Annotated in this window: 24 protein-coding genes; 4 read left to right on the top strand and 20 right to left on the bottom strand. The window is 72.7% G+C overall.

Annotation, left to right across the window (positions count from 1 at the left end; translation table 11 throughout):
• Positions 1–178 precede the first annotated feature (178 nt).
• The 12 genes from CG747_RS26350 to CG747_RS26300 all read right to left on the bottom strand — a co-directional run bounded on the left by CG747_RS26350 (position 179) and on the right by CG747_RS26300 (position 9633).
• A complete protein-coding gene (locus tag CG747_RS26350; RefSeq protein WP_100604316.1) occupies positions 179–2299 on the bottom strand; it encodes a hypothetical protein in 2121 nt (706 codons plus the stop codon).
• Between the two features lie 68 nt (positions 2300–2367).
• Positions 2368–3030: a hypothetical protein gene (locus CG747_RS26345; protein ID WP_100604315.1), complete on the bottom strand. Its 663-nt coding sequence runs from the start codon at positions 3028–3030 to the stop codon at positions 2368–2370.
• A gap of 1032 nt (positions 3031–4062) precedes the next feature.
• Positions 4063–5787, bottom strand: a complete 1725-nt coding sequence (locus CG747_RS26340) for a hypothetical protein (RefSeq protein WP_100604314.1) — start codon at positions 5785–5787, stop codon at positions 4063–4065.
• A complete protein-coding gene (locus tag CG747_RS26335; protein ID WP_100604313.1) occupies positions 5784–6287 on the bottom strand; it encodes a hypothetical protein in 504 nt (167 codons plus the stop codon). Before CG747_RS26335 ends, CG747_RS26340 begins: the two co-directional genes overlap by 4 nt.
• Complete coding sequence (locus CG747_RS26330; RefSeq protein WP_146022161.1) at positions 6284–6658, bottom strand: hypothetical protein; 375 nt, start codon at positions 6656–6658, stop codon at positions 6284–6286. Before CG747_RS26330 ends, CG747_RS26335 begins: the two co-directional genes overlap by 4 nt.
• Positions 6655–7113: a Pycsar system effector family protein gene (locus CG747_RS26325; protein WP_100604311.1), complete on the bottom strand. Its 459-nt coding sequence runs from the start codon at positions 7111–7113 to the stop codon at positions 6655–6657. Before CG747_RS26325 ends, CG747_RS26330 begins: the two co-directional genes overlap by 4 nt.
• Positions 7110–7391 carry a DUF6303 family protein gene (locus CG747_RS26320; protein ID WP_100604310.1) on the bottom strand — a complete coding sequence of 94 codons (282 nt, stop codon included), beginning with the start codon at positions 7389–7391 and terminating at the stop codon, positions 7110–7112. Before CG747_RS26320 ends, CG747_RS26325 begins: the two co-directional genes overlap by 4 nt.
• A complete protein-coding gene (locus tag CG747_RS26315) occupies positions 7388–7642 on the bottom strand; it encodes a DUF6284 family protein (protein WP_100604309.1) in 255 nt (84 codons plus the stop codon). The genes CG747_RS26320 and CG747_RS26315 overlap by 4 nt, the downstream gene beginning before the upstream one ends.
• Positions 7643–7813: 171 nt before the next feature.
• Entirely contained in the window at positions 7814–8242 is a 429-nt protein-coding gene (locus CG747_RS26310) for a hypothetical protein (RefSeq protein WP_100604308.1), read from the bottom strand.
• Positions 8239–8433 (bottom strand): hypothetical protein, encoded by a 195-nt coding sequence (locus tag CG747_RS26305; protein WP_100604307.1) that lies wholly within the window; start codon positions 8431–8433, stop codon positions 8239–8241. Before CG747_RS26305 ends, CG747_RS26310 begins: the two co-directional genes overlap by 4 nt.
• A gap of 28 nt (positions 8434–8461) precedes the next feature.
• The gene (locus CG747_RS49825; protein WP_257980722.1) at positions 8462–8596 is read right to left on the bottom strand and encodes a hypothetical protein; all 135 of its coding nucleotides are present in this window, start codon (positions 8594–8596) and stop codon (positions 8462–8464) included.
• 278 nt (positions 8597–8874) lie between these two features.
• On the bottom strand, positions 8875–9633 hold the full coding sequence (locus CG747_RS26300; protein WP_100604306.1) for a hypothetical protein: 759 nt from the start codon (positions 9631–9633) through the stop codon (positions 8875–8877).
• 412 nt (positions 9634–10045) lie between these two features.
• Between CG747_RS26300 and CG747_RS26295 the strand changes: the two genes are divergently transcribed.
• Both CG747_RS26295 and CG747_RS26290 read left to right on the top strand, forming a co-directional pair.
• Positions 10046–10819, top strand: a complete 774-nt coding sequence (locus CG747_RS26295; RefSeq protein WP_100604305.1) for a helix-turn-helix domain-containing protein — start codon at positions 10046–10048, stop codon at positions 10817–10819.
• Positions 10816–11289 carry an NUDIX hydrolase gene (locus CG747_RS26290; RefSeq protein WP_100604304.1) on the top strand — a complete coding sequence of 158 codons (474 nt, stop codon included), beginning with the start codon at positions 10816–10818 and terminating at the stop codon, positions 11287–11289. Before CG747_RS26295 ends, CG747_RS26290 begins: the two co-directional genes overlap by 4 nt.
• Here CG747_RS26290 and CG747_RS26285 read toward each other — a convergent pair.
• The 5 genes from CG747_RS26285 to CG747_RS26265 form a co-directional block, all read right to left on the bottom strand.
• Entirely contained in the window at positions 11277–11843 is a 567-nt protein-coding gene (locus CG747_RS26285; protein WP_100604303.1) for an HD domain-containing protein, read from the bottom strand. The two genes, CG747_RS26290 and CG747_RS26285, sit on opposite strands and share 13 nt — an antisense overlap.
• A 7-nt stretch (positions 11844–11850) precedes the next feature.
• Positions 11851–12297 (bottom strand): winged helix-turn-helix domain-containing protein, encoded by a 447-nt coding sequence (locus CG747_RS26280; RefSeq protein WP_100604302.1) that lies wholly within the window; start codon positions 12295–12297, stop codon positions 11851–11853.
• A 336-nt stretch (positions 12298–12633) separates the two neighbouring features.
• Positions 12634–14028 carry an amino acid permease gene (locus CG747_RS26275; RefSeq protein WP_100604301.1) on the bottom strand — a complete coding sequence of 465 codons (1395 nt, stop codon included), beginning with the start codon at positions 14026–14028 and terminating at the stop codon, positions 12634–12636.
• A gap of 313 nt (positions 14029–14341) precedes the next feature.
• Positions 14342–17302 carry a tetratricopeptide repeat protein gene (locus CG747_RS26270; protein WP_100604300.1) on the bottom strand — a complete coding sequence of 987 codons (2961 nt, stop codon included), beginning with the start codon at positions 17300–17302 and terminating at the stop codon, positions 14342–14344.
• Positions 17303–17499: 197 nt separating this feature from the next.
• Positions 17500–19626 carry an alkaline phosphatase family protein gene (locus CG747_RS26265; RefSeq protein WP_100604299.1) on the bottom strand — a complete coding sequence of 709 codons (2127 nt, stop codon included), beginning with the start codon at positions 19624–19626 and terminating at the stop codon, positions 17500–17502.
• Between the two features lie 302 nt (positions 19627–19928).
• Here CG747_RS26265 and CG747_RS26260 point away from each other — a divergent pair, with 302 nt between their 5' ends.
• Together CG747_RS26260 and CG747_RS26255 are read left to right on the top strand one after the other, a co-directional pair.
• Positions 19929–20804 (top strand): MBL fold metallo-hydrolase, encoded by an 876-nt coding sequence (locus tag CG747_RS26260; RefSeq protein WP_100604298.1) that lies wholly within the window; start codon positions 19929–19931, stop codon positions 20802–20804.
• Positions 20801–21571 (top strand): DedA family protein, encoded by a 771-nt coding sequence (locus CG747_RS26255; RefSeq protein ID WP_257980721.1) that lies wholly within the window; start codon positions 20801–20803, stop codon positions 21569–21571. The genes CG747_RS26260 and CG747_RS26255 overlap by 4 nt, the downstream gene beginning before the upstream one ends.
• A gap of 117 nt (positions 21572–21688) precedes the next feature.
• On the opposite strand, the gene CG747_RS26250 is transcribed toward CG747_RS26255, so the two are convergent.
• From CG747_RS26250 to CG747_RS26240, 3 genes are all read right to left on the bottom strand, one after another.
• Positions 21689–22741 carry an MBL fold metallo-hydrolase gene (locus tag CG747_RS26250; RefSeq protein WP_100604376.1) on the bottom strand — a complete coding sequence of 351 codons (1053 nt, stop codon included), beginning with the start codon at positions 22739–22741 and terminating at the stop codon, positions 21689–21691.
• Positions 22742–23351: 610 nt separating this feature from the next.
• The gene (locus CG747_RS26245; protein ID WP_100604297.1) at positions 23352–24620 is read right to left on the bottom strand and encodes an aminotransferase class I/II-fold pyridoxal phosphate-dependent enzyme; all 1269 of its coding nucleotides are present in this window, start codon (positions 24618–24620) and stop codon (positions 23352–23354) included.
• 342 nt (positions 24621–24962) lie between these two features.
• On the bottom strand, positions 24963–25436 hold the full coding sequence (locus CG747_RS26240) for a GNAT family N-acetyltransferase (RefSeq protein WP_100604375.1): 474 nt from the start codon (positions 25434–25436) through the stop codon (positions 24963–24965).
• Between the last annotated feature and the right edge of the window lie 202 nt (positions 25437–25638).

Below are 25638 nucleotides of genomic sequence, written 5' to 3'. Positions count from 1 at the left end.
GCCCGTTCGCGGGCGGCCGGAAGTGCTGTGTGGGCCTGTCATCCGGCCTGTCATCTGTCTGTCACCTGTCACCTGTCTGTCACCTGTAACGCGCAGGTCAGAGTGGGGGACAGGCCGCGGATGACACGCCGGAGTCCCCTCTTGCGGGGTGGGTGACAGGTGACAGACAGGAGGGTGCTTAGCCCTCTGTGGGGGGCGTGGGGGCGTGGGTGTGGTGGACGTAGCGGGCCTTGCTGCCCTCGCCGACGCGGATGGCTTCGCCGGACTCGGCCCATTCGCCGAGCCAGCGCTGAATGACCGGGCGGCGGGTGCCGTAGGTGTCCTTCAGCTCCCGTTCCATGGCGGAGGCGCCGGTGCCCTCGGGGCCGGCGGCGATCAGGAGGTTCAGGGCGGCCTGCCGGGCATCGGGCTTGGCGTCGGTGCTTTTGTGGGCCGGGGCCCAGGTGGAGGGGTCGGACCAGGTGGTGCCGGCCCCGGAGGCGGGTTCGTCAGTGATGCCGGCGCCCACGATGTCGAGGAACTGAGCCTCCAACGCCTTGTCCCGCGGTGCGCCCTCGGCCTGCGGCGGCCCGTCCTTGGGCGCGGGGGTGTCCCAGTTGGCGGTGGCCCGCCAGGTGCGCTGGGTCGTCTCGCCCCCGCTGCCCGCGGCCGTGGTGCTGGTGGCGGGCTGGAGGCCGAAGAGGTGCCCGCAGCGTTCCTGGGACCACCGCTGCTCGTAGTCCTCCCCGGCGGCCTGCAGAGACGGGCCGTCGAGGGCGGGACGGCGGTGGGCGGTGGCGGCGCAGATCTCCTCGATGACCGAGGGGGTGATGCGCCACTGCCGGCCCTTCTGCGGGGCCTTGCCGTCGGTGCCGACCTGGACGGAACCGGGGCCGTCGAAGGAGTCCTCCACCGTCATCGCCCGCCAGCCGAAGAAGTGGCCCAGTTCGCTGTCTTCGGTGGCGCCGGTGCACACGCGGTTGGAGGCCATCTTGCGGACCATCGGGTCCGGTAGGACGTCCTGGGTGACGCGCAGGGCGGAGACGACGGCGCGGATGGCCATCGCGCGGGCGATGCGGATCACCTCGGAGATGCCCTTGAGGACTTCGCGTGCCTCGCGGGTGGCGGCGACTTCGGCGCCTTCGTCGGTGAGGATGATGATCTCGGGCAGGTCGGGGCTGACGGGGAGTTTGTCGTCGTCCTCGGCGCGCATGTGGTCCTGGTAGGCGACCTTGCGCTGCTTGGCGATGCGGACCGCGGCCTTGAGCATGCGGGTGGCTTCGGCGGGGGTGCTGGCCACCCAGTCCACGCCCGGGGCGGGGATGTCGGCCCCTGCCCAGCGGGAGCCTTCGGTGTGCTGCTGGGCTTCGCGCCAGGCGTGGAGCCACGGCAGGCCGAGGGAGCCGCCGTTGAGGTCGATGACCCACACCAGCACGTCGTTGGTCTGGTTGAGCCGGGCGATGAGGGTGTGGAGCCAGTTGGACTTGCCGGTGCCGGTGGGGCCGGCCACGATCGTGGACGCTTGCCGCAGGTCCAGCTCCGCCTTCCCGCCGTCCGACAGCAGCGCGAGCGGCACCGGGTTGTTCACCGTGGTGACCTGCGCCATCTCCTGTGCCGGGTAGGGCATTTCGGTGCCGGCCATGGATTTGGTGGTCACCCGCAGCAGCACCAGGCGCCGGGAGAGTCCTTCGTGGACCTCCAGGCCGCAGCCGGTGGGCAGGTCCAGGTCGGAGGCGAGCGCGGCGGTGCGATCCGCGATCGCTTTGCGGGTGACGCCGCCTTCGGGGAGTTTGGCTTCGACGGTGTAGCCCATGCCGGTGGGCCAGTGCTCGATCGCCACGATCTCGATGTTCTCGACCCGGCACACCCGCGCGATGCGGTCGATCCACTCCTCGGCCAGCGCGCGGCGCACACCGAGGCCCAGGAGGGTGATGCGGCGGGCCTGCTCGGTCTCCTCGTGCGCGGCGAACCCGGCCGCCAGCGTCCCGGCGGTGATCCCGCCCACCGCGAGGGAGCCGAGTGCGGACAAGGTGGTCGGGCCTGCGGAGGTCAGGGCCCAGGAGGACCAGGTGCCGGCCGCCAGCCAGCAGGCGGAGCGAAAGCCGGTGGTGGCGTGGGTCAGGCGCTTGCGGATGCCGGAGATCGTGGTGCCCACGGCCCCGGCCGCTCCGGCGGCGAGCATCCATCCGGCGGGGAGGTGGGCGGTGTGGGCGAGGGCGGTGGTGACCAGGGTGCCGGCGGTGGCGTTCAGGGTGCCGGAGATGATGCCGTGCCCAGCGCTCCAATCCACCTGAGTCGTCTTGGTGTTCTTGCTGGTCATGGTGTCCTTCCAAGCGGACGGCCCCCGCAGTTGCGGGGGCCGTCGGTCCAGAGCGGGTCAGGGGTTGGTCAGACGTTCCACTTGCGTTCGCCCTCGAAGCCCTTGCGGGGGTTCTCGTGCCGCTCGATGTCGGCGGCGTGGGCCTTGCGGTAGACGGTGCCGACCTCGGTCAGGGCGTCGATGACGCGGGTCATGGCCCGGTAGCCCTCCCCGATCTCCTCGGTGACCACGGGCTCGACCGGCAGCTTCTCGTCGGCCAGCTCCGCCAGGACGCGCAGCGTCTCCTGCACCATCGCCATCGCTTCGGGCAGGTCGTCGATGAGCGCCTCGAACTCGGGCATCTGCTCGGGGTCGAAGGTGGAGGCGGCCTGCAGCATGACTTCAGCAGCGTCCGACAGACGCGTCAGGCCCGGGGTAGTGGTCTCGGACACGGTTCCTCCCTTGGGAGCATCGAGGGTGACGGGACGGGCCGAGCGGCCCTTGCCCGGAGCCGAACGCGGCTTGTCCTTCGGGCGCTTGGGGTCGTTGACGGTCTCGCCGGGCACCGGGGGCTGGCCGGGCTTGCCCTTGCCGAGGATCGCCGCATCGCGGATCTCCCGGATCCGGCGGGCGCGGTTGGCCAACCGCAGCCACGCCGCCTTCACGTGCCGGGACGCCACGCCGGGGCGGCGCCAGTTCCAGATGCCCGACGCCAGCCCCACACCGCCGGCCAGTACCGCGCTCGCCCCCATCCGGGCCCCATGCCGGACAGCGGACCGACGCAACGCCTTTGCCTGCGCCGCACTGACCTGCCCCCGCCCAGCAGAAGCGGTCTCAGCCCGACGCGACTTCCCCGGCCCACGCTGGGCGCCGGGCACCATCCCGGCGTCCCTGTACGCCTTCGCAGTGCCCCGGTCGGTGCGGCGGTTCGAGCGCTGCTCGGCGCGCGCGGACCGCTTCGGGGAACCGGCCTGCCAGCGAGCCACCCCACCGGCGACACGGCCCGCGGCGGCCCGTCCAGCACGCGACAGCCCACCAGAGGCCGACCGCGGCCCACGGGGCGCCTTCGACAACTGCACCCCCGCGCCACCGTCACGGCCGGACCTGCCGGACGACGAGCGCGACGACGGGACGGGACCAACGCGGCGGCCGGTGCGCGGACCGCTGGCCCCGGCCATCGAGGAGCCTGCCGGTGCACGGCGGGTTCCTGACTGCGGGGCGGAGGCGACATTCGAGGAGGCCCGACCGGCAGCACCGCGCCCTCCAGAACGCACCGCCCCCGCGCTCGACCGCCCCATGCGACCGACGCCGGCCGCCAAGGGCGACCGCTGACCGGCCGCGCCGCGGCTGCCCGCGGCGGCGGGGGTGCGCAGGGTGGACTGCGTGCGGCGCCGCGGGCCCGCAGCGCGCCGACGGGCAACGAGAGCGCCGACACCGATGGCTCCGGCCGCGGCGCCGGTGGCGGCCAGGCCAACCGGCCCGCCGATCGCCATCGCACCAGCGGCAACGGCTCCTATGGCGTTCGCTCCGGCAGCGGCCAACGGCCGACCCGGCAACGGCGCTGGCGGCGAAGCAGCGGGTGGGGCCGGTGGTGCGGCGACTTGAACGGGGACTTCCGTCACGGTGTGAACCGTGGTTTCCGACATGATGGTGGGGCTCCTCTCAGGGAGTGCAAGGCGCCCCCGGCCGGGCCGTAGGAAGCGGGCCGGGGGCGCCGTTCAGGCGCGGTGGAGGTGGGTGGGCTTCGGCGGGTTGGTGTGTGAGGAGCGCTTCATGCGGGTCTCCTAGGCGGTGGCGGGGTGGCCGTTGAGTGCGTGGTGCGCGGCGGCGCGCGGTTGGCGCGCGGCGAGCTGCGCGGCGCGCGCGGCACGGAAGTCCCGCAGCCAGTTGCGGGCGTTGCCAACGTCGACGCTGAAGCGGGTAGCCAGTTCAGCGGCGGTCGGCTCATCGCGGCCGTCGGTGGAGGTCACGGTGTGCAGGTAGTGCTCCCAGCCCTGCTGTTTGGCCTCCGAGCGGAAGACGGTCCCGTCGCCGGTGAGGGCGGCTTCGGGGGCCTGGGTGCCGAAGGTGGCGAGGTCGCCGCGTAGCCGGTCGTGCAGGAGCCGGGCTTCCTCGATCTGCCGGTTGACCTCCTCCAACGCGCTCTGGCGCCCTGCGGCCAGGTCCTCAGCCGTGCGGCACTGCCCGGTCAGGGTCTCCAGCCGGTCCCGCTGCTCGGAGAGAGCGTCCTGGGTCTGCTCCCAGGCGCTTTGGGCGTCGGTTGTGAGACGGTCGGCTTCGGTGGTGGCGGCGGTGATGATGTCTTCCGCGCGCTGCCGCGCGTCCTGCTCGGCCTGCCGCGCGTCTGCCGCGCGCTGCCGCGCAGCCTCCACCGCACCGGCCACCCCATCGTGATCCTGAAGGATCGCGTCGCGCGCCTCCTCGACCTCCCCCAGCGCCTGCCGCGCGGCAGCCAGTTCGTCTGCCGCGCGGTCCCGCGCGGCTTCCGCGCGCTGCCGCGCGTCCTCGGCTTCGAGCCGCGCGCTTTCCGCGCGCTGCCGCGCAGCCTCCGCCTCCTCGGCCAGCTCCGAAGCGTCGATCCGTTCCACGGACGCGGTGACCGACAGGTCTTCGATCTTCTTCTGCACGGCGCGCGGATCGGCGTAGTCGAGCCGCGCGAGGTCTTCCACGCCGGTGAGGGTGACCATCCGGCGCGCCATCGCCAGCGCTTGGCGACGGTCGGTGGCGATGTCCGCGCGGTCCAGGGCCTTCTGCGCCCGGCCCTGCAGCCCTTCCCGCTTGCGGTCGGCCCGCCGCTTCGCGCGCTCCCGGTCGGGGACCTCGGCGTCCAGGACCAGGCGGAAGCGATACAGGCGCCGGGCCGCGCGCTGCGCCATGGCGGAGCGCGCGATCGCGGACGACGAGGTGTTCGCGTCGAGCCCCCACAGGGCGAACAGGGCGGACCAGGCGTGCTGCCACAGCAGCGCCACCAGCCGTGCCGGCCCCGGCCGTGCGTCGGTGTCGTCGACATCGGGGGTGTGGAGCTTGCTGCGTAGCTGGAGTTCGATCAGCCATGCGGCGAGTGCGGGGACCGCGGCCAGGACCGGCCGGGCCCACCAGTTCGGGGCGTGGATGGCGTTCATGGCGCCGGAGAAGGCGACCAGGGTCCAGGCGGTGCGGTGCATCAGGTGCAGCTCACGCGTCCAGCCGACCTCGGGGTCGGCGGTGCGGTAGAGCATCACCAGCAGCGTCATCTCCGCCGCGTCGAACACCCCGATGAACGCCACCGCCAGGATCTTCGGCAGGTGGACGGTCTCGGTGGCGAAACCCCACAGGCCGAACACTGAGACGGCGACGCCGCCCAGCGCCACGATCGCCTGCGGTCCGATGCCGGACAGCCACACCGACTTTCGCAACCGCCCAACACCCCAGGCGACCAGGGCCAGGGCGAGCAGCACAGCGACCAGCGGGATAGCCCAGGACACCCACCCGGGAGCAGTGGGGAGCAGCGCGGTGAGCTGGGGGATCATCCGGCACCACCGCCGTCCTGGACCGCGAAGGTGGACAGTGCGGAGATGCGCCACGCGACCTCGGACGCGGGGCCGCCGCTACCGGGCCTCCAACCGTCGCCGGGGCAACCGAGGGACTCGGCGTGCCGCCGGGCCGCCTCGTTGGTGGGGTGGATGCTCACCAGGCGGCCGTAGTTCAGCAGGACCACGGCTCCGGTGATGCGGTCGAGTTCGCCTTGCAGGGCCTTGGTCTGCTCCGCCTGCTCGGCCACCGTCGCCTGAGTGTCGACGAGCTCAGCCTCCGCGCGCTTCAGGAGGTCTCGGACGATCTCCGCGTCGGCCTGGTGGCCGTCGGCGGCGGCGCGGGCCGTGGCCAGCGCCGTGCTCAGCCGCTGCACCGACCGCGTGTGGCACGAAGCGGCGGCGTCAGCGGCGCCCTGGACTTCGTCGACGCGGTTCTGCGCGCTCTCGACTGCCCACTCAAGGGCGGCAAGGCGGGAGCGGGTCACGATGCGGATCATGCGTCGTCCTCCTCGGGCTCGTAGACCATTCCCAGGTGCCACAAGTGGCTGCTGGCCTCCTGGAGATAGCCGCGCAAGTCCTCCAGGGCGACGCGTGCGTCCGTGAACGCCAACTGGGCGCCGTAGGCGTGGATCCCGGGCGCGGTCCCGTCGTCCGGGGCGAGCCTTCCGTCGGCCAGGTCACGCAGCACGCGGCCGTCGATGTGGTCGATCGTCTGCTGCAACCGTGCGCACATCTCCACCAGGGCGACCGCGGCGCGGCTGGCTTCGGGCGTGCTGTCGTACCCGTCGGCCATGGCGGCGTGGTTGTGTTGGCGCACTGCCTCGGAGGCGGCCTGCAGGTGCTCGGCGGGGCTCAGGGGCTCGCTCATGCCGCACCGCCCCACGCCAGCACCCCGGCGGCGACCAGCAGCGCGCCGCCGGTCAGTGTCCAGTTGATCGAGCGCCGCAGGCGGCCGTACTTGGCGACCGCGATACGGGACAGGGCCGCGATGTGCTTGGCACGGTCATCGACCGCCAGGACGTCCAGGACTTCCCCGGCGGTGAGCGTCGCCCACAGCGGGAACCCCACCGGCCTGCTGCCGCCCAGGTTCGGGCGGACGGTGCGCAGCAGCAGGGTGACCGCGCCGAGCAGCACCGCCACGCCGGCCGCGCCGACGATCCGGGCCGCGGTCGGCAAGTGGACGCCGCTGGCGACCGACCAGACACCGGCGAGCAACGCACCGTCAAAGGCCAGCAGCAGAGAAGCTTTGGTGTCGGTACGGGCGATCTCCGCTTTGACGTCCGCGTGCGCGGCGGCCAGGGCGGAATCGGTGGTGTAGGTCATGCCGCCGCCTCCGTTCCGGCGGGCCGTACATCGAGCGAGGCCAGCAGTTCGACGTAGTCCATGTAGCCGCTGGGCAGTTCCTGCCAGTCCCACTCGGCGCTCGTGTCCGCCTCGTAGCCGAGGGCCGCGAGCGCCGTGTCTCGCTGGGCGAGCGTCGGGATCGCCGCCGATGCGCCGAACCGGTGCGTCGGCCAGTCCCGGGGGTAGGGGCTGTCGGTGACGACGTAGATCTCCCACGTGCCGGAGTACGTGTTGGTCAGGCGGGCGCGGTGCGTCATGCCGCACCGCCCGTCTGCGCCAGGCCGGCGGCGCGGTTGGTCAGGTCACGGCGGGCCGCAAGCATCTTGCGGCGGGCCCGCCGAATCCGCTGCTGGGTCAGCTCCGTCACCGGACCGTCAAGGGCCTGGATCTGCGCGTCCAGCAGCTCGACCTTCGCCTCGATGAGCGGCGTCTCGGCGGCGATGGCCTCCAACTCCGCGGCCGTCGGGTCACGGTCCGGATCGGGGGCGAGTGCGATGATGGTGCTCATGGGTCGTGGTTCCTTCCAGGTAGACGGCCCTTCAGCGGCCTCGGGATTGCGCCCCGGGGCCGCACGCCGTCAGATGGGCCCGCGCCGGATGGGCGCGGGTGAGGTGGTGAGTGCCCCGGCTGGGAGTCGAACCCGGCCTTGCGACCATCAGGGCGAAACGTGCAGTGCTCGTCAGAAGATGCGTTCGAGGGCACGCTGCAGGCGGCCGTCTGCGGCTTGCTGGGCTACCTCACGACTCACGTCAGCGTCAGAGCTGCAAAGCGTGATGGCCCGCCGCAGGTGCCCGTCGGCGAGTGCCAGGGCCAACTGGCGGCTCACGTCGATATCGCAGCAGGAGAAGAGGCTGGTCGCATCGTGGTCCCCGCCCCAGAGCGCGTACCGCAGGTAGTTCTCGGCGTAGGCGAACTGGTCGCGTACAACGGCAGCGCCTTGGGTCAGGTGGAGGAGGTGGCAAGCGTGGAAGATGTCGCGGGCGACGCGGACACGGTCAACGAAGTCGCAGTCCTGCTCGGCGATCGGTGCGTCGATCAGGCAGGAGAGAGCGACGGAGTGGGCTGTGATCAGGTCCTCGATCGTGCGGGGGGCGATCGTGAGGGTCACGTGTGGTTCCCCTTTCGGCGGGGTGCGGTGTGGATGTCGAAGACCCGGTGACCGGCGACGTAGGCGCCGGCGGCGGCACCGGCCGCCGCGGAGAGCAGAGCGCGGGCCACCGGGTGGTGGACGCCGTGACGGGCCAAGGCCCGCATCGCCGCGAAGTGCGTGATGCGGGCCCTGGCTATCGGGCTGAGCACGACCGGGGCTACTGCGGCTCGGGCTCCTTCACTGGGCCTCGCCCCGCAGCGCCGCGGCTTGCTGCCGGGCGTCTTCTGCTGCCTCGGCAGCCTGCCGGGCCGACTCGATGCGCTGCTGGGCGAGCGCGTCAGCGGCCTGCTGCTCTGCGATCTCACCCTTCATCAGGAATCGCCCCCGGCCTGCTGCGTGTCGGCCTGCCGGGCACGGCGCAGGAACTCGTCCGGCTGACTCGGCTGTTCCTGGCCGTCCGGCGAAGTGGCAGGCGGGGGTGCGAAGATGTGCGTCAACACAGGTGTGCCTCTCACTAGGTGTGCCTGTGGCGGGCCTCAGGGGTTGCAGCCCTGGGGCCCGCGCCTACTTGGCGCTCGGTACGAGCCGCCACGGCCCCGGCCACACTCAGCTGAGGGTGGCCGGGGCCGTGGTCGTTCGTGCTGCGCGTGCTACATCCGCCACCACAGCGTCTCGGCAAGTTCGGTGATGCGGAGGTCCAGCTGTGCCCGCTCGAACCGGTCAAGCTTGCCGCTGATCTGCTTGAGCGTGGCGGTGAGTTCGTCACGGATCCGCCGGATCGCGGCGGCCTGCGTAGCCGGAGTGACCGCCGCCCACTGCTGCGCCTTCGACTTGGTCTGGAGCCGCTTGGCCTCCTCCTGGCGCTTCAGCCGGGCGTAGGCGGTGGCAAGGCGGGTGCCGGTCGCGCAGCTCGTGCGGCTGACGGTGCAGGCCGAGCAGTGCTTGCGGTGGGCGCCGTAGGTGGCGAGCGCCTCGTCGGCGGTGGGCCGGTGGGGCTGGTTGATCCGGTGGATCGGCGTGGCCGGGGCCGGCAGTGGCTTGTGGAACTGGCGGGCAGAGCGCCGGGACGCGGCGTCCCGGACCATGCCGTCCATCGCCAGGCGCCAGTCCTCCACGGTCACGTCGAGCACCACACGTCGGTTGGTGCTCGTGCAGCGCGGAGCGTTGGGGCCTGGGCAACGGCCGTGAGGGACGAGCTTCGGGAGCTGAAGGCCGGTGATCGGGCACCAGGTCCGGCAGTCGGGGCAGCGCAAGCGCTCCTGGCCCGGCTCCAGGTCGAGTTCCTGAGCGGGAAGGGCGCTGGCCTCAAGGGCGGGGAGGTGGGACACGTTCTTGGTGCGGGTGCGGCGCAGGCGCTCCCCCTCGGCGCGGGTGCGGGTCGGACCCTGGCGGGTGGCAGCAGCAGGCATGAGGACTCCTCGGCTGGCGATGAGCGGGATGCGGGTGTGCTCTCCGCCTGGCAGGCGCACCGGGATGTCCCGGCGTCCTGGCGAGCGGGCAGCGCATCAGCGATGTCCACGTGCAACAGCCGTCGCCGGCCGGGGGATTTGATGGTGCTATCGACCCCGACCGCTGCATGTAAGCAGCGACAACTGCAGTCGTTCTGTGGTGCGGTCCGCGAGACTGCGTTACGCCCTGCGGATGCGATACATGTAATACCTTTATCGCTCCACCTGTCAAGCGACCTGGTCGGACCTGGTCTCTCGCGGTGTGCCTAAAGATTGACGCCAGATCAGCAGACGCCCCACCGCTCCCATGGACGGCTTGAGGTCGTCTCACTAATGTCGACAACGTCCCAAGACGTCTATGGGGGGAAGGCGCATGGCAAATGAGCGTCTCCGCGCGGCTCTCGTCGAGCGCGGACTCACCGTCGAAGAATCCGCAGAACAGCTGGGGGTCGCTGCCAAGACCGTGGAGCGCTGGATCAGCCCGGGACGTAAGCCCTACCGCCGGTTCCAGCACGCACTCGCCTCGCTGCTCAGGTACGAGATCTCCTACCTGTGGCCCGACGAACGCACGGCTGCGGAAGTCGTAGCTACCGGCGGTGCCGAGTTGGTGAAGCTCTACCCGCACCGGAACGTGGTGCCGAACGACCTCTGGCCTGCCCTTTATTCGAAGGCCAGCCAGCACTTCGACGTACTCGTCTACTCGGGCTTCTGGCTAAGCGAGGATCCGGCGTTCCTGCGCGTCGTCAAAGAGAAGGCGTCCGCCGGCGTTCCCGTACGGCTCATGCTCGGCGACCCGGACAGTCCAGCCGTCGCAGTCCGCGGTGACGACGAAGGCATCGGCACCGCCATGGCCGCGAAGATCCGAAACGCACTGTCCAACTATGGCCGGGCGGGCATCTTCGGCCTACCCAATGTCGAGTTCCGGCTTCACCACACCACGCTCTACAACTCGCTCTACCGGGCGGACGACGAACTTCTCGTCAACGGCCACGTCTTCGGCGTCGGCGCCTACTTGGCCCCCGTCCTGCATCTGCAGCGCGTGCCCGGTGGCGAACTGGTCGATACGTACGCCGACAGCATCGAGCGCGTCTGGCAGAGCGCCCGACCGATCTCAGCACCAACTGATTGCACAGGTATCCAGGCATGAGCCGCACCGATTACTACCGCGACCCCAACGCCCCCCGCGCCAATTCCGTCGTGCCGTCCGTCACCGCGGTGGTCCGGAATCGGGATGGTCACCTACTGCTCATCCACAAGACCGACAACAATCTGTGGGCGCTCCCCGGCGGTGGCCACGACATCGGGGAGGCCATCGCCGACACCGTGATGCGCGAAGTACGGGAGGAGACGGGCATCGAGGTGGAGGTAGACGGCATCATCGGCCTCTACACCGACCCACAACACGTCATGGCGTACGACGACGGAGAGGTGCGGCAGCAGTTCTCGGTGTGTTTCCACGCCCACCCCACCGGTGGCTCCCTGCGGACCAGCAGCGAATCGAAGGAGGTCCGCTGGGTCTCCCCAGCGGACCTCGACGACCTCGACATCCACCCGTCGATGAGGCTGCGCATCACCCACGGTCTGGACGTATCCCGGACCACGCCCTACATCGGATGATGGGCGGCGGGCCCGTCCATCCGAGCCTCCACGCGGGCCGCGGCGGCGTAGATCTCCGGCGCGGCCCGCTGGATGAAGCGGCCGACGATGGTGTCGGGCCCGTATCGCCGCACGATCTCGTTGAGCCGTTCCGCCGGCGTGGTCGGGTGGCCATCCGGCGTGGTCGTCATGTCGCAGAAGATCAGGGCGTCCACCAACTCCGGACGCTCCAGTTCGAATTCGGATTCCAACTCGGTGCGGTAGCCCCTCTCTTCGGCCTCCAGCAGGGCGCACGAGTGGTGAGCCACCAGCCGGACGACCCGCTCGTCCACACCTTCCTGATCCCGGAGGAACCGAGCGCCGTCCAGAGGGTGAAATCCCGTAGCGGCAATCGACGGCGAATAGCCAACGTCATGAAGGATCGCAGCGGCCTCCAGGAGTTCCGCGTCCTCCCCCAGGATCGGACTCAGTGATGCAGCGCAGCGAGCAACGCCCTGTGAGTGGGCCCACCTGCGCGGCAGGGGGCTGGCGAGAAGCGATTCGGAAAGCGTGTAGGAACGCTCGGTCAATCCCATGGCCGCCTCAGGTCGTAGTGGTGGACGACGGGAGAGCACGTACTGTGCGCCCCTTACCGTGTACTGCCTCCAACAGCCCTTGCCCTTCCAGTTGGGCGAGTGCAGAACGGACTGCCGTGCGGGATAGCCCGAAGCTCTCGCACAAGCTCGCCTCGGAGGGAAAGGCGTCCCCGATAGCCAGGGGGGTAGCCGTGATGATCTCAATCAGCCTTTCCGTGAGCGGTCGCCTGTCATCGGCGCCGCTCACCGCCCACCCTGCACCCGGTTCAGAGTGGATCAAGCCTTCGTCTTGGAGAGTCATGAGGGCGCGCCGGATCGTGGTGCGAGATACCCCGTGGTCACGCATGAGTTGAGCTTCGGACGACAGCCGCTTCGTGATACGTCCTTCCCTGATGTCCTGGCGCAGGTCGTCTGCGATCCGCAGATACGTACCTCGCGCGCTGGCTCCGGGCATCCGGTCTCCTTGAATCGCTGCTTCTGTCGTACTGGACAAGGTTCGCACGGACGCTTTTGAGCATGGTTTCGCCTTCCTCTCGATCAAGGAGTTCACGGCAGGTGCTCAGGAACGCTCCGGGAGCCCCAGGAGCCAGATCGGCACCCTGGGGAGCCGGAGGGGGAGCCACCGGGGGTAAATCGAGATGGACTTCTATGGACGCCAGTGGTCGGGACGGCACGTGCCCTCAACCCACGAACTCGCTCCATCGCAGGTTCGAATTACGTGCAAGGTAATGCCCCTGGTCGCAGCGGTGCGGCCAGGGGCAGTACGGTCCGGGCGGGCCGGTCGGGGCGGTTAGTTCGCCGCGGCGCCGGTGGGCACGGCCGGGGCCGCCGGGGCGCCCTCGGGCGACTCCTCCGCCGTCGCCTCAGCGTCCTCGGACGCGTCCGACCGGCGTGCGCGGTCCGCCGAGCGGCGGGCCGCCATCAGCGCGTACACCAGGATCCCGGCGAAGAGGAACAGCACGCCCTGGTAGATCGCCGCGTAGCCGGCGCCGGCCACCAGCCAGAAGGTGAAGCCGAAGGCGATCAGCGCGAGGGCCAGGTCACGGACGAAGCGGCCGGGGCGGACCCGGTCGCGGCGGCCGGTGAGCAGGAAGTAGATCTGGGCGCCGGCGGCGAGGAGGTAGGGGACGGTGGCCGAGAAGGTGGTGATCAGCACCAGGATCTCGAAGACGCCGCCGGTACCGAGGAAGTAGTTGATCACCGTGAGGGCGCTGGCCAGCACGGCGGCGGCCAGCACGCCGAAGGTCGGCACCCCGCGCCGCTTGTTGAGGAAGGCGGCCGGGAAGAGACCGTCCTTGGCGGCGGCGTACGGGGACTGGGCGCTCATCAGCGTCCAGCCGTTGAGCGCGCCGACGATGGAGATCACGGCGGCGGCCGCGATGACCGTACCGCCCCAGTGGCCGCCGAACATCGCGTCCACGGCGTCGGAGAACGGCGCCTTGGAGTTGACCAGCTTGTCGTGGGGGACGGTGCCGAAGACCGACACGGTGCCCAGGAGGTAGACGACGGCGGCGCCGATGGTGCCCAGGACGGTGGCCCGGCCGACGTTGCGCTCGGGGTTGCGGACCTCGCCGGCGCTCATCGCGGCCGACTCCACGCCGACGTAGCTGTAGAGGAGGATCGCGGCCGCCGCGGACAGCCCGCCGAGGGTGCTGCCGCCGCCCTCGTGGAAGGCCCCGAGCTTGTGCGGGTCGAAGAAGAACAGTCCGACGATCGCGATGAACAGCAGCGGCACGAACTTCAGGACCGTGGAGACCAGCTGGACCGCGCCGACGTACCGGGTGCCCGCGAGGTTGGCGAGGGCCGGCAGCCACAGTGCGGCCAGCGCCACCAGCAGGTCGACGCCGCGGGACGCGTGGCCGGGGATGAGCACATGGACGTAGCCGACGGCGGCCACCGCCAGCGCGGCGTTGCTGACCCAGGTCATCGTCCAGTACGACCAGGCGGAGAGGAACCCGGCGAAGTCGCCGAACGCCTCGCGGGCGTAGACGTAGGGCCCGCCGGTGTCCGGATGGCGCTGGGCGAGCCGCCCGAAGACCAGGGCGAGCGCGATCGCCCCGAGGGTGAGGACGCCGAAGGCGACCAGGCTGATGGTGCCGAACGGGGCGACCGAGGCCGGCAGCAGGAAGATCCCGCCGCCGATGATGTTGCCCATCACCAGGGCGGTAGCGGTCATCAAGTTCATCCGGAACGGACGCTTTGATGAATCGTGCAGGTCAGAGGCGGTGGGGGTGGCCTCTGCGGTGGGATCGCGGTGCATGGTGTGTGACGCGTCTCTCATCGTGCTGGCTCGCCGGGGTGCCGGCTGAGCCTATGGTCACCGGCGGCGCGCACCGCTCAAAATCGCCGCGAATCATCCTGTCGGGCCCGCTCGCCGGGCGAATATCTTCGGCGGCGGCGCGTGGCCGCCGGACGGACGGTGGGCGAGCCGGCGAGCGGCCCGCGGGCCCACCGTCCCCACGAGCGTCGTCCCTGGTGGACGGTGCGGGCCGGGTCCTTCACCGGGACGCGTCGAGCGCGGTCTGCAGCCGTCGGCGGAACGACGGCAGATGTCCCTCCGCCGACGGTACGACGCTCCGCAGCGTCTCCAGGACCACCAGCAGTTCGCGGAGCTGCCCGCGCTCCGGACCGCAGCCGACGAAGGCGGCCAGATGGCCTTCCGCCGTCGCCCAGTCGGACATCAGGCAGTGGACGAGAACGAGGTTGCCCACGTCCGAGGCGGTATCGGCGGTCGAATGTCCCGGGGCGGGAGTGCACCTCTCGATGGCGCGGGCGCAGTACGCCTCGTACTCGGGGTCGTCCACGGCATAGAGCACCACGGCCTTCTCGTAGTGCGCCCAACCGGAGCTCCCGTCGATCGCGAGGGCCCGGTCGAGGTCGGCGCGGGCCTCCTCGTAGCGGCCCGCCACGCGATGCGTCACGCCGCGGTTGACCAGGGGGCCCAAGGAATCGGGGGTCAGCTCGACGGCCCGGTCGAAGTCGGCCAGCGCGTCGTCGTACCGGCCCGCCAGGCGACGGGTCACGCCGCGGTCGGCGATGATCCAGGCGGCCTCCGGATTGAGTGCGAGGGCCCGGTCGAAGTCGGCCAGCGCCTCCTCGTAGCAACCCGTCGCGCGGTAGGTCTGGCCGCGGCTGCCCAGGACCCACGCGGAGCCGGGGTCGAGGTCGACGGCACGGGTGAAGTCGACCAGCGCCTCCTCGTACCGGCCGGTGAGGCGATGGGTCTCGCCGCGGTTGGCGAGGGGCCAGGCGGAGTCGGGGTCGAGGTCGACGGCGCGGGTCAGGTCGGCCAGGGCGTCCGCGTACCGGCCGGTGAGGCGATGGGTCGCGCCGCGGTTGGCGAGGATCCACGCGGAGTCGGGGTCGAGTGCGAGGGCGCGGTCGAAGTCGGCCAGGGCTTCGTCGTAGCGCCCCATCGAGTGGTAGTTGACACCGCGGCTGCCCAGCGTCCACGCGGAGCCGGGGTCGAGGTCGACGGCGCGGGTGTAGTCGGCCAGCGCCTCCTCGTACCGGCCCATCGAGTGGTAGGTCAGACCGCGACTGCCGAGGACCCACACCGACCCGGGGTCGAGATCGACGGCGCGGGTGTAATCGGCCAGCGCCTCCTCGTACCGGCCCATCGAGTGGTAGGTCACGCCGCGGCTTTCGAAGGCCCACACGATGCCGGGCTCCCTCTCGATGGCCTGGTCGAAGTCGGCCAGCGCCTCCGCGTGCCGGCCGAGGCGGCGATACGACTCGCCCCGGCCGCGAAGGGCCCGGCCCGTCCGGTCGAGTCCGAGTGCCGTGGTGCAGTCGGCCAGGGCTTGCTCGTGCTCGTCGAGCCGGCGGTGCTCCCAGCCGCGGAGCAGGCGGCCCAGGCACTGTCCGGAGCTGTCGAGTCCGCCGCGGGACAGGAGCAGGGTGAGCGCGGAGATACCGGGACGGGGGCCGTCCAAGGCGGTCAGGAGCTCCTGTCCCCACTTGCGCACCGCACCCGCGTCGACGTCGTGGCCGGCCTGGATCAGGGTCCGGACCCAACGTCGCAGGGTGGTGATGTCGTGATCGTGGGCGTCCAGGAGGTCCCTGAGGGCGGACGGGAGCGCAGCGCGGTGATCCGCGCACAGCCGGTGGTAGGTCTCCTGGAGCCGGTAGGTGCGCCATCGGTCGTCCGCCCACCAGCCGTCGTCCGGCGCGGTGCCCTCTTCGAGCCGGTCGAGCCGTTGCCGGAAGGCGTCCGCCAGACGGGTGTGCTGCTCCTGCCAGCGCAGGGGGGACTGCTGGCGTTGCAGGCGGAGCATCGCGGAGCGTACGACGTCGTGGTAGCGGCTGCGGCCGGCGCGGTCGATGACGAAGGGCATGGACCGGAGCCAGCTGAACTGTTCGCCGGCTTCCTCGTCGTCCACCACGGTGCGGTAGACGTCCTCGTCGAGTTCCAGGGGCAGCGCACACGCCAGGGCGGCGGCGCGGCGGGCGGGGTTGGCCTCCCACTTGAGGAACCGCTCGACGGCGGTGCCGCTGGGATCGCCCACCTCCGCCACGCTGGCGGGACGGGCTTCGGCGAGCGTGGAGACCAGCACCGGGAGCCGCCCCGACAGCTCGATCACCACCTCGGTGACCTTCTCGTCGATGATGCCCTTGGCCGCGAGGAGTTGGCGTGCCTCGGCATCGGTGAACACGTCCAGCGGCAGGTCGGTGACCAGGTCGAGCCAGTCCCCCCAGCACCGGGCGTCGAGCCTGGGCTGTCCCGCCAGGACCACCAGGACGTTGGCCGGCAGCTGCCCGTACCGCTCGGTGACCAGGATGTCGCGCAGCCACCCGTCGAGCAGCGGCCCGGTGCGCTCGTAGGTGTCGAAGAACAGCACCACCCAGGGCCGGCCGGCCGCGGCCTCCCCCAGGCCCTGGAGGAACGCCGGCACCAGGGCCTGCAACGGGGACATGACGAGCTGGACGTCTTCGTGACTGCGCAACCGCGCACTGAGCAGTGCCTTGACCCGGTCGGCCCCGGCCGCGAGCTGGTTGGGGTCGACCGCGCCGGTGAACACCCCGGCGCCGGGGACCATTCCCAGCCCCGCCAGGCCGAGTTGGGACACGATCACGCTGAGCGGCGACGGCCCCTGCGGCTCCGCTCCGCGGCCGGCGCCCGCCGCCTCGCCGGCCCCCTCGGCCGCGGCGCCACCGGCGGCGGCCTCGTGCCGGCGCTGCCGGTACGTGGTCAGCAGCCTGCCGAACCCCTTGAGATCGACGCCCTGTTGGGCGAACTGCGCGCTGACGGCCTCCATCGTCTCGACCACGTCCGCCGCCGACTCGTCCACGTAGGCGGTGAGCGCCTGCGCCTCGCGGGCGACGGATTCCAGCTGCCGCATCAGGGTGGACTTGCCCACGCCGGCCGGACCGCGGATGTGGAAGAGGAACTGGGTGGCGTCCTCCGGCGACTGCTGCAGCGCCTCGCTGAACGCGGCCTGCTCCCCCTGGCGTCCCACCAGTCCGCTCCGGCGCCGGCGCCGGATCAACTCCTGCCGCGAAAGACCCCGCCGCGCCACTTGCACCCCCACCGCAACGACCTACAGAACGCCCGGCCATCGTGCCGTATCCGCAGGTCCGCCGTCTCCCCACTGCTCACTTTCAGCCGCGCGGGGACGAGGTGCGCAGCGTGCGCGACGCGGTCCGTGGGACGTCGCTACGGCGCGCAGGCGCCTTCGGGCGGTCCGGCGTCGCGCCGCGCGCCGTTCGGCTCCGGGTCGGACAGCCGGTGCGGCTCCCCCGCCGCGGCGCCGACGGGGAGTTGCGGGCCGTCGGCCTCCCGCAGCCAGCGCCGCAGCACCTGGTGGACCTGCTCGGCGCCGGTCAGCGGCGCCCCGTCGGGGACCGGCTCGGTCAGCTCCGCCGGCCAGAGGAGGAACGGCCGGCTCTGCGGACCGCCCAGTCCGCCGTGCGAGCCGATCTGCTCCTCGAAGGCGTGCACCGCGCCGGTCGCCGGATCGCAGGCGGAGTTGACCATGAGGTCGGCGACGTGCGGGAACCGGTCGGTGCGGCGGACCGCGTCGACCGCACCGGGCCCGAAGGGCGCCATCGGATCGGCGCCGACGACCCGCCCGGTGTCGAGGTGGTGCTCACCGCCGTCCGGGCCCAGCGCCACCGCGCCGTGCACGGCCGACCGGACGAGGACGAAGCCGACGCCCGGGTGGCCGGCGAGCGTGCCGAGCAGCGCCGGGTGGCGGCGGTCCAGCTCCTCGCGGGTGATCCGGCCGGGGACGTCCGGGAAGGACACCAGGCCGAGGTTGCCGGAGGCCAGGACGACCGGGTGCGCGCCGCGCCCGTCCCCGTCCGCCGCGCCCTCGGGCCGACCCAGCGCCGCCCGCGCGGCCTCCCGGGCCTCGGCGCCGCTGGGAGTACGCCCGGCCCGCCGGCGGACCGGCAGCCCGCAGCCGGCCCGGACCAGGTCCCCCAGGCTCAGCCCGTAGCGGTCCCGGAAGGTCGCGCCGGGGCTCTGGCCGTGGTCGGAGAGCAGCACGATGCGGTACGGCCGGGGCGCGTACCGGGCCGCCTCGGCGATCAGCGCGATGCACCGGTCGAGTCGGCGCAGCACCTGGTGGGTGTCGCGGTGCGTGGGCCCCGAGTGGTGGGCCACCTCGTCGTAGGCGACCAGGTCGGCGTAGACCGCCATGCGGCCGGCCAGCATGTCGCCGACGACGGCCGCCACCACCACGTCGCGCTCGACGACGGTCGCGAAGGCCCGGATCACGGGGTAGAGGCCGCCGCGCTTGACCCGCGGGCGCTCCCGGCGGCAGCGGCTGCGCAGCGCCTGGCCGATCTCCCGGAGGACCTCGGCGACGAACGAGACCGCGGTCCGGGTGGCGTTGGCCGGGTCGGAGAAGTACGCGAAGTAGCCGGCCCGGGAGCGGTTGGACCGGCCGCGCCGGGCGGCCACCGACATCACCAGGGCGACCTGGTCGGCGCCGCCGCTGAAGAGGTTGCCGCGGCTGGCGCCGTCGTCGGCGAGCAGTCCCTCGTCGCCGGTGCGGGCGACGGCCCGGCGCTGGAGTTCGGCGGCGCTGCTGGGCCGGTTGCTGACGATGAGGTCGCCGGTCTCCTTCTCGTACCAGCGGAAGGCGGGCAGGTCCTCGTTGCTGCCGTGCAGGATGGCGAGTTGGCTGGCGCCGGTCTGGCTGGACCAGTCGGTGTGCCACGGGGTGAGCCGGTGCCCGGCGTCGATCCAGCGGGCGAGGGTCGGCATCAGCGGCCGCTCGCCGCGGGTCGCCTCCCGCAGCACGTCATGGCCGACGCCGTCGAGCTGGAGGAAGACCGTCCCGGGCGTGGCCGGCCCGCGGCCCGCACCGGCCCGCCTCCCCCGCCGGCCGGCCAGTCGGACCAGCCGGCGCCGGTACGCCTCGTCGTTGCGCACCGCCAGGAAGGTGGAGGTCGCCGAGGACGCCGCGGACATCACGGCCGCGACGATCACCGCGGTCTCCGGAGTGGTCTGCCCGCGCCCCGCCGGGACCAGATCCAGCGCGACCAGCAGCAGCGAACCGTTGAGGAAGAACACCAGCAACCCGAGCACCAACGCCGGCACCAGCAGCAGCGCACGCACCAGCAGCGGCCACACCAGGGCACTGAGCAGGCCGAACGCGCCGGCGGCCAGCGCCGCGGTGAGCGCGGTGCGGGTGAGGCTCTCGCCGCCGGCGGCCTGGAGCCGGAAGTCGGGCAGCACCGCGGTCAGGGCCAGCAGGGTCAGGCTGGAGACCGCCCAGACGGCCAGCACCCTCAGGAGGGCGCCGCCGAGGGCCTTCCACCGCGCGGTCCGCACGCCGTCCCGTCCTCCACGCTCGGGCCCACCGCACCGGCCGGGCGGGCATTCCGGCCAAGGGTGTCATCAAAGCTGCCGGGTGTCATAAAGCGACTGGGTGTCACAAACGTGATGAGTGAATCAAAAGGGGCGGGCGTCATGAAGCCGACGGCGGGGTGCGGGCGTTCCCGAGGGGAGTCCGGAGGGCGGTACCGGCCGGGGACGGCGAGCCGGTGGTGGCACCGCACCCGTTTCCCGGGCGATGAGGGAGGATCGGTGGGGTCGGCGAGGGCCGGTGGAGTCGACCGGGAGGTGGACGGAGCGTGTCGGTGGAGGTCACCTGGTGGGGACATGCCACGGCGACGGTCGAGGACTCCGGCGTACGGGTGCTGACCGACCCGCTGTTCGTGGCCCGGCTCGCCCATCTGCGGCGCCGGCGGGGCGCACTACCGCCGCCCGAGGCGGCCCGCGCCGACGCCGTCCTCATCTCCCACCTGCACGCCGACCATCTGCACCCGGCCTCCCTGGCCCGGCTCGCCCCCGGCACCCGGCTGATCGTGCCGTGCGGTGCGCCGGCCGTCGTACCGGGACTGCGTCGGGTGGCGGCGGCCAGGGGCCTGCCGGTCATCGAACTGCGGCCGGGCGAGGAATGCGCCGTCGGCCCGGCCCCGAAGTCCCCGACCGCGGGGCCGACGACCGGCGTCGCGAGTCCGAGCACCACCGCCACGGGCCCCGAGGGCACGACCGCCCCCCGCGCCCTGACCATCCGCGCGGTGCGCGCCGAGCACGACGGCCGACGGCTCCCCTACGGGCCGCACCGCGTCCCCGCCCTCGGCTACGTCATCCACGGCACGGCCCGCACCTACTTCGCCGGCGACACCGGGCTGTTCCCGGAACTCCCGGACGAGGTCGGGCCGTGCGAGGTGGCGCTGCTGCCGGTGGGCGGCTGGGGCCCCTTCCTCGGCCACGGCCATCTGGACGCCCGGCGGGCCGCGGTGGCCGCCGCCCGGCTGGCACCGTGCAGCGCGGTGCCGGTGCACTACGGCACGTACTGGCCGATCGGGCTGGACGCCGTACGGCCGCACGAGTTCCACGCGCCGGGCCAGGAGTTCGAGCGGCAGGCCGGGCTGGTCGCGCCGGAGGTCACGGTGCACCGGCTCGGGCACGGCGAGTCGGTGCGTCCGAGGACCACCCGATGACGCCCACCGGAAGCGCACTGGCCGCCGCGGCGCTGACCGGCACGACACTGACCGGGACGACACTGACCGGGACCGTACTGACCCGCACGACACCGACCGGCAGGACGCTCGCTGACGACCTCCACCAGGTGCTCACCCACGTCCCGCCGGAAGCGACCCAGCAGGCGGTGGGCTACCCGTCGCTGTTCCTCCTGGTGGTGCTGGGTTCGCTGGTGCCCGTCGTCCCCACCGGCGCGGTGGTCAGCTCGGCCGCGGCGGTCGCCTTCCACCACAGCTCGCCGTTGGCCCTGCTGTACGTCTTCGTGGTCGCGTCGTGCGCCGCGTTCCTCGGGGACCTGGGCCTGTACTGGCTCGGGCGGCGCGGCGTCCGCTCCCGCAACGGTTCGCGCTGGCTGGCCCGGCTGCGCGCCCGCGCCGCACCGGAACGCCTGGCGCAGGCACAGCACCGGTTGCGGGAGCACGGGGTGCTGGTACTGGTGCTCTCCCGCCTGGTCCCGGCCGGCCGGATCCCGATCATGCTGGCCTGTCTGCTCGCCGCGATGCCGCCCCGGCGCTTCGCCCGCGGCGACCTCCCGGCCTGCCTGGCCTGGGCGGCGACGTACCAGCTGATCGGCCTGCTGGGCGGCTCCCTCTTTCGCGAACCCTGGCAGGGGGTGGCCGCCGCGATCGGCCTCACGGTGCTGTTCGGCGCCGCACCGGCCGCCTGGCGCCGCCTCCGCCCGACCCCGGCGGACGGCGAGGGCCGGACGGCGGAAGGGGACGGCTGACGCGAGGCGGGGTGGGGTGGCGCGAGGCGGGGTGGGGTGGGGTGGCGCCGGGCGGGGCGGGGGTGGCAGCCGAGCCGCCGCCTCGCCGGGGCCGCCGCGAGCTGAACGCGCCGGCCCTCAGCGCTCCTCCAATACCCGCGACGCCCCCACCGGGAGGTCCCACAGGTCCGACCGCGGGCGGCCGGTCGCCGCCCAGGCGGCCCGGATGCGGTGCAGCGGCTCCAGCGGCGGTTCGGCGGAGAGCAGGAACGTCGACCAGTGCATCGGCGCCAGGAACCGCGCGCCCAGGTCCTGGCAGGCCCGTACGGCCTCCTCCGGGTCGGTGTGCACCGGCCGCAGCATCCACCGCGGGTCGTACGCCCCGATGGGCAGCAGCGCCAGATCGATGCCCCGGTAGCGGCGGCCGATCTCCTCGAACCAGTGGCCGTAACCGGTGTCCCCCGCGAAGTGGATCCGCCGTCCGTCGGGGGCGGTGAGCACCCAGCCGCCCCAGAGGGAGCGGCAGGTGTCGGTCAGCGTCCGCTTGCTCCAGTGGTGCGCGGGCACGAAGTCGATCCGCAGCGGGCCCTCGGGGCCGGGCAGTTCCACCGCCTCCCACCAGTCCAGGTCGGTGATGCGGGTGAAGCCACGCCGTCGGGCCCAGTCCGCCAGCCCCGCGGGGAGCAGCAACGGGACGTCGCGCGGCAGACGCTTCAGCGTCGGCGCGTCCAGGTGGTCGTAGTGGTTGTGGCTGATGACGACGGCGTCGATCGGCGGCAGGTCCTCCCAGCGGACCCCTACAGGGGTGACCCGGGCGGGCGTACCGAGGATCTTCCGGGACCAGACCGGATCGGTGAGGACGGTCAGCCCACCGATCCGGATGACCCAACTGGCGTGCCCGGCCCAGGTCAGCGCGATGGTCGCGGACCCGACGTCCGGCATCGGGCCGGGCTCGAAGGGGAGTTGCTGGATCTGCCGGAGCGACTCGGGTGACGGGCGGAGCTTGCCCTCGCGCGCAATCCGGGCCAGTGCACGGACACCGGGCAGCGGCGCGGTCAGCCGGTCGGTGAAGTCCCGGGGCCAGGTGCGGGGCTCCCCCAGGGGGCGCGGCTCGGCGAGCGGCGGCGCGGTGTCCGGAAGCGCCGCGGTGACGGTGTGCCCGGCCGCACCGGCGGCCTCTCCGGCGCCGATGCCTTCTGTAACAGCGTTACGGTCACCGGCGACGACGCTACGGTCGTCGGCGGGCGGGGCGTTGAGTCCGCGGTCGCCACCGCTGAGATCAGCGGCGGGCCGGTCGGCAGCCTGCGGGACATCGGCGTGGGGGACGTCGGCATGTGGAACATCGACATGCGGGACGTCGGCATGCGGGACGTCGGCGTGGCGCTCAACTCCGTGCCGGTCGACGGCCGGGCGGGTGCCGTCGTGAAGGTCGTCGTGAAGGTCGTCGGCGCCCGCACGCTGCTCGGCACGGGCGGGCTCGTCCAGGGAGCGCCCGGCGGGAGAGCGCTCGGTCTGTTCGGTCATCCAGGGGCTCCATTCGATGGCCGGGCGGAACCGGAGTCACGAGGCGGGCGGGTGAGCTGCGGCGGGAACACGACGACCGGGACGGCGGCAGAGACGGAAGCAGAGGCGGAGGTGGAAGTAGAGGTAGATGCGGAGGTGGAAACAGAAATGAAGACGGGGGCTCGGGCGGACAAGGCGGCTGCGGCACGGGCGGGCAACAGGCCGCCGGGGAACCGGAGCCGCACCGGGGCCGCAACGGCGCCGCGCCGCCGCCCCGGACACCGCCGCGCCCGGCAGATCAGCTGTCCTCGCCCCCCTCCGCGCTCGGCCCCCGCCCCTCGGCGAACCGCCGCCCGTCCGGAAGCGGCCCGCCCAGTTCGACCAGCGTCCGCTCCAGATTCCGCAACCCCATCCGCACATGCGGCAGTACCAGGGGGTCCGCCGCGTCCAGCACCCGCTGCCGCAATTCCATGTCGGCGCCGAGCAGGGCGGCCGCCCCCAGCCGCACCCGCAGGGCGTCCGGGTCGTCCTCGAAACGATGCCCACCGCGGGCCGCCCACTGCGCCAACTCCCTTTCCAGCGCGGCCGATCCGGCGATCCCCTGAGCACCGAGCGGCCGCCGCAACGGTTCGAGGTCGGCGTAGACGTGGCTGCCCGCATGCGGCGGGCGGCAGAGCGCACCGGCCCCGGTGAGCGTGCGGTACAGCGCCCCCGCGAGCGCCCCGTACACCCGGGCGACGGCTGCGGTCCGCTCCCGTACGGCGTCGGGTTCCCCGAGCGCATGGGTGACCGCACAGGCCAGCGGCCCGGGGAGCGGGGTGTCCAACCGGGCGAGCGTCTGCAACACCGCGTCCCGTAGGACGGCGCCCCGGCGGGTGCCCGGAAAACGGGCCAGCGCAACGGTCCAGGAGACGGGCAGCAGCGCGGCCCGCAGATCGGTCAGCACCACGACCTCACCGGGCAGCATCTCGGCGGGGCTGAGCACCACGGTGTCGTGCGGGTCATGCAGCAGATCCCGCCGCGACTCGTCACTGATGACCCACAGCCCCTCCTCGGCCGCCGCCTCGCACACCTCGTGCAGTTGCTCCGGCGGCGGGCAGGTGCCGGTCGGGTCGTCGGCGACGGAGAGCACCAGGACGCGCGGGGTTTCGCCGTGCATCCGCGCCCGTCGTACGGTCTCCAGCAGCGCGAACGGGTCCGGCAGCCCGCCCGATTCGGCCGGCACCGGCATCAGGTGGACCGACCGGCCGAGCAGCCGGGCGGGCGGCGCGTACCACTCGGCACACGGCCGCGGCAGCAGCACCGCACCATCGGCCGCGGCGTACAGGGCGAGGAGCAGGACCGCCGCCCCGGGGGCGGCGAGCACCCGGTCGGCGGGGGTGAACAGGCCGCGCCGCTCCCAGTAGCCGCAGGCGGCGGTGCGCAGCGGCTCGGAGCCGCCGGGGGGTTCGAGGGCGGTGCGACCGGCGGCGGCGGAGAGGTGCGCGGCGAGTTCCGGGAGGACCGGCAGGCCCGCCGGCGGGGCCGGGTCCGGCTCCCGCTGCGGATCCGGTGCGGTCCGCTGCATCCGTACCTCCACTCCACGGCGGCCGGTCGATCGTGGGCCCATCACATGATGAACGGCCCCGACCACCTTCGCAGATCACAAGGTGGCGACCGGGGACGACACGTCAGCGGAGGACGACCACTGGGGCGGACGGACGGCTACGGCCAAACGAGGCCGACCACCGCCAGATGGAGCATCGCCTCGCCCGCCAGTACGCGCCCAGCAGGCGCCGCGTCACCCATCGCGCCACGCGCGGCAGCGCATGTCGCGGCACGGGGCACGGGGCACGGCGGTACGGCGGTACGGCGGTACGGCGGTACGTGCCGCCGGTAGGCCCCCCGTCCCCCGTCCTTCCTCCTCCGCCTACGCGCCCGCCTCGCGGCCGCCCACCGGCGCCTCGTACCGGTGCACCATCACCTCTTCCGTCGCACCGGACACGCCCCACTCCTGCCGCTCGGTGCCGCGCCGCGCCCAGCCCCGGCGCTCGTACAACGCGACGGCCGAGACGTCGGAGGTCTTCACCTCCAGGACGAGCCGCACCCCGCGGGCCGCCGCCTCCGCCTCGACAGCGGCCAGCAACCGCGCGCCGAGGCCGAGGCCGCGTGCGCCGGGCGAGACGTAGAGGCGGCTGACCTCACGCCCGCACAGCGCGGCATGGCCGAGCACCACCCCGCCCGCCTCCGCCACCCAGGCAGCGGTCAATCCGTCAGGAGTGAGCCACCGCACCGGTTCCTCGGGCCAGTGGTGGGGGTAGCCGCTGTGCGCATGCACCTCGGCGAGGACCGCCGCACAGGCACCGAGATCAGCATCGACCCGCCTCCGGACCACCGACGGCATCCGCGCATCCGCCCCTCCCGCGCCGCCCCACGCCCCATTCACAGCCGCCCCCCGCTCATCCATCGCCGCCCCGCCCCTCATCTCTCAGATCCCTCATCCCTCATCCCTCATCCTTCATCCCTCATATCCCTCATCCCTTCTCCCGCATCGGCAACACGGTCCAGGCAAGGGTCATCCACCCCGCCCCCACCGCACCCCACTC

The organism is Streptomyces sp. CB02959, from assembly GCF_002803155.1.
Classification (GTDB): Bacteria; Actinomycetota; Actinomycetes; order Streptomycetales; family Streptomycetaceae; genus Streptomyces.
The sequence above is the reverse complement of the archived record's forward strand: the minus strand, read 5'-3'. Positions and strand labels throughout refer to the sequence as shown.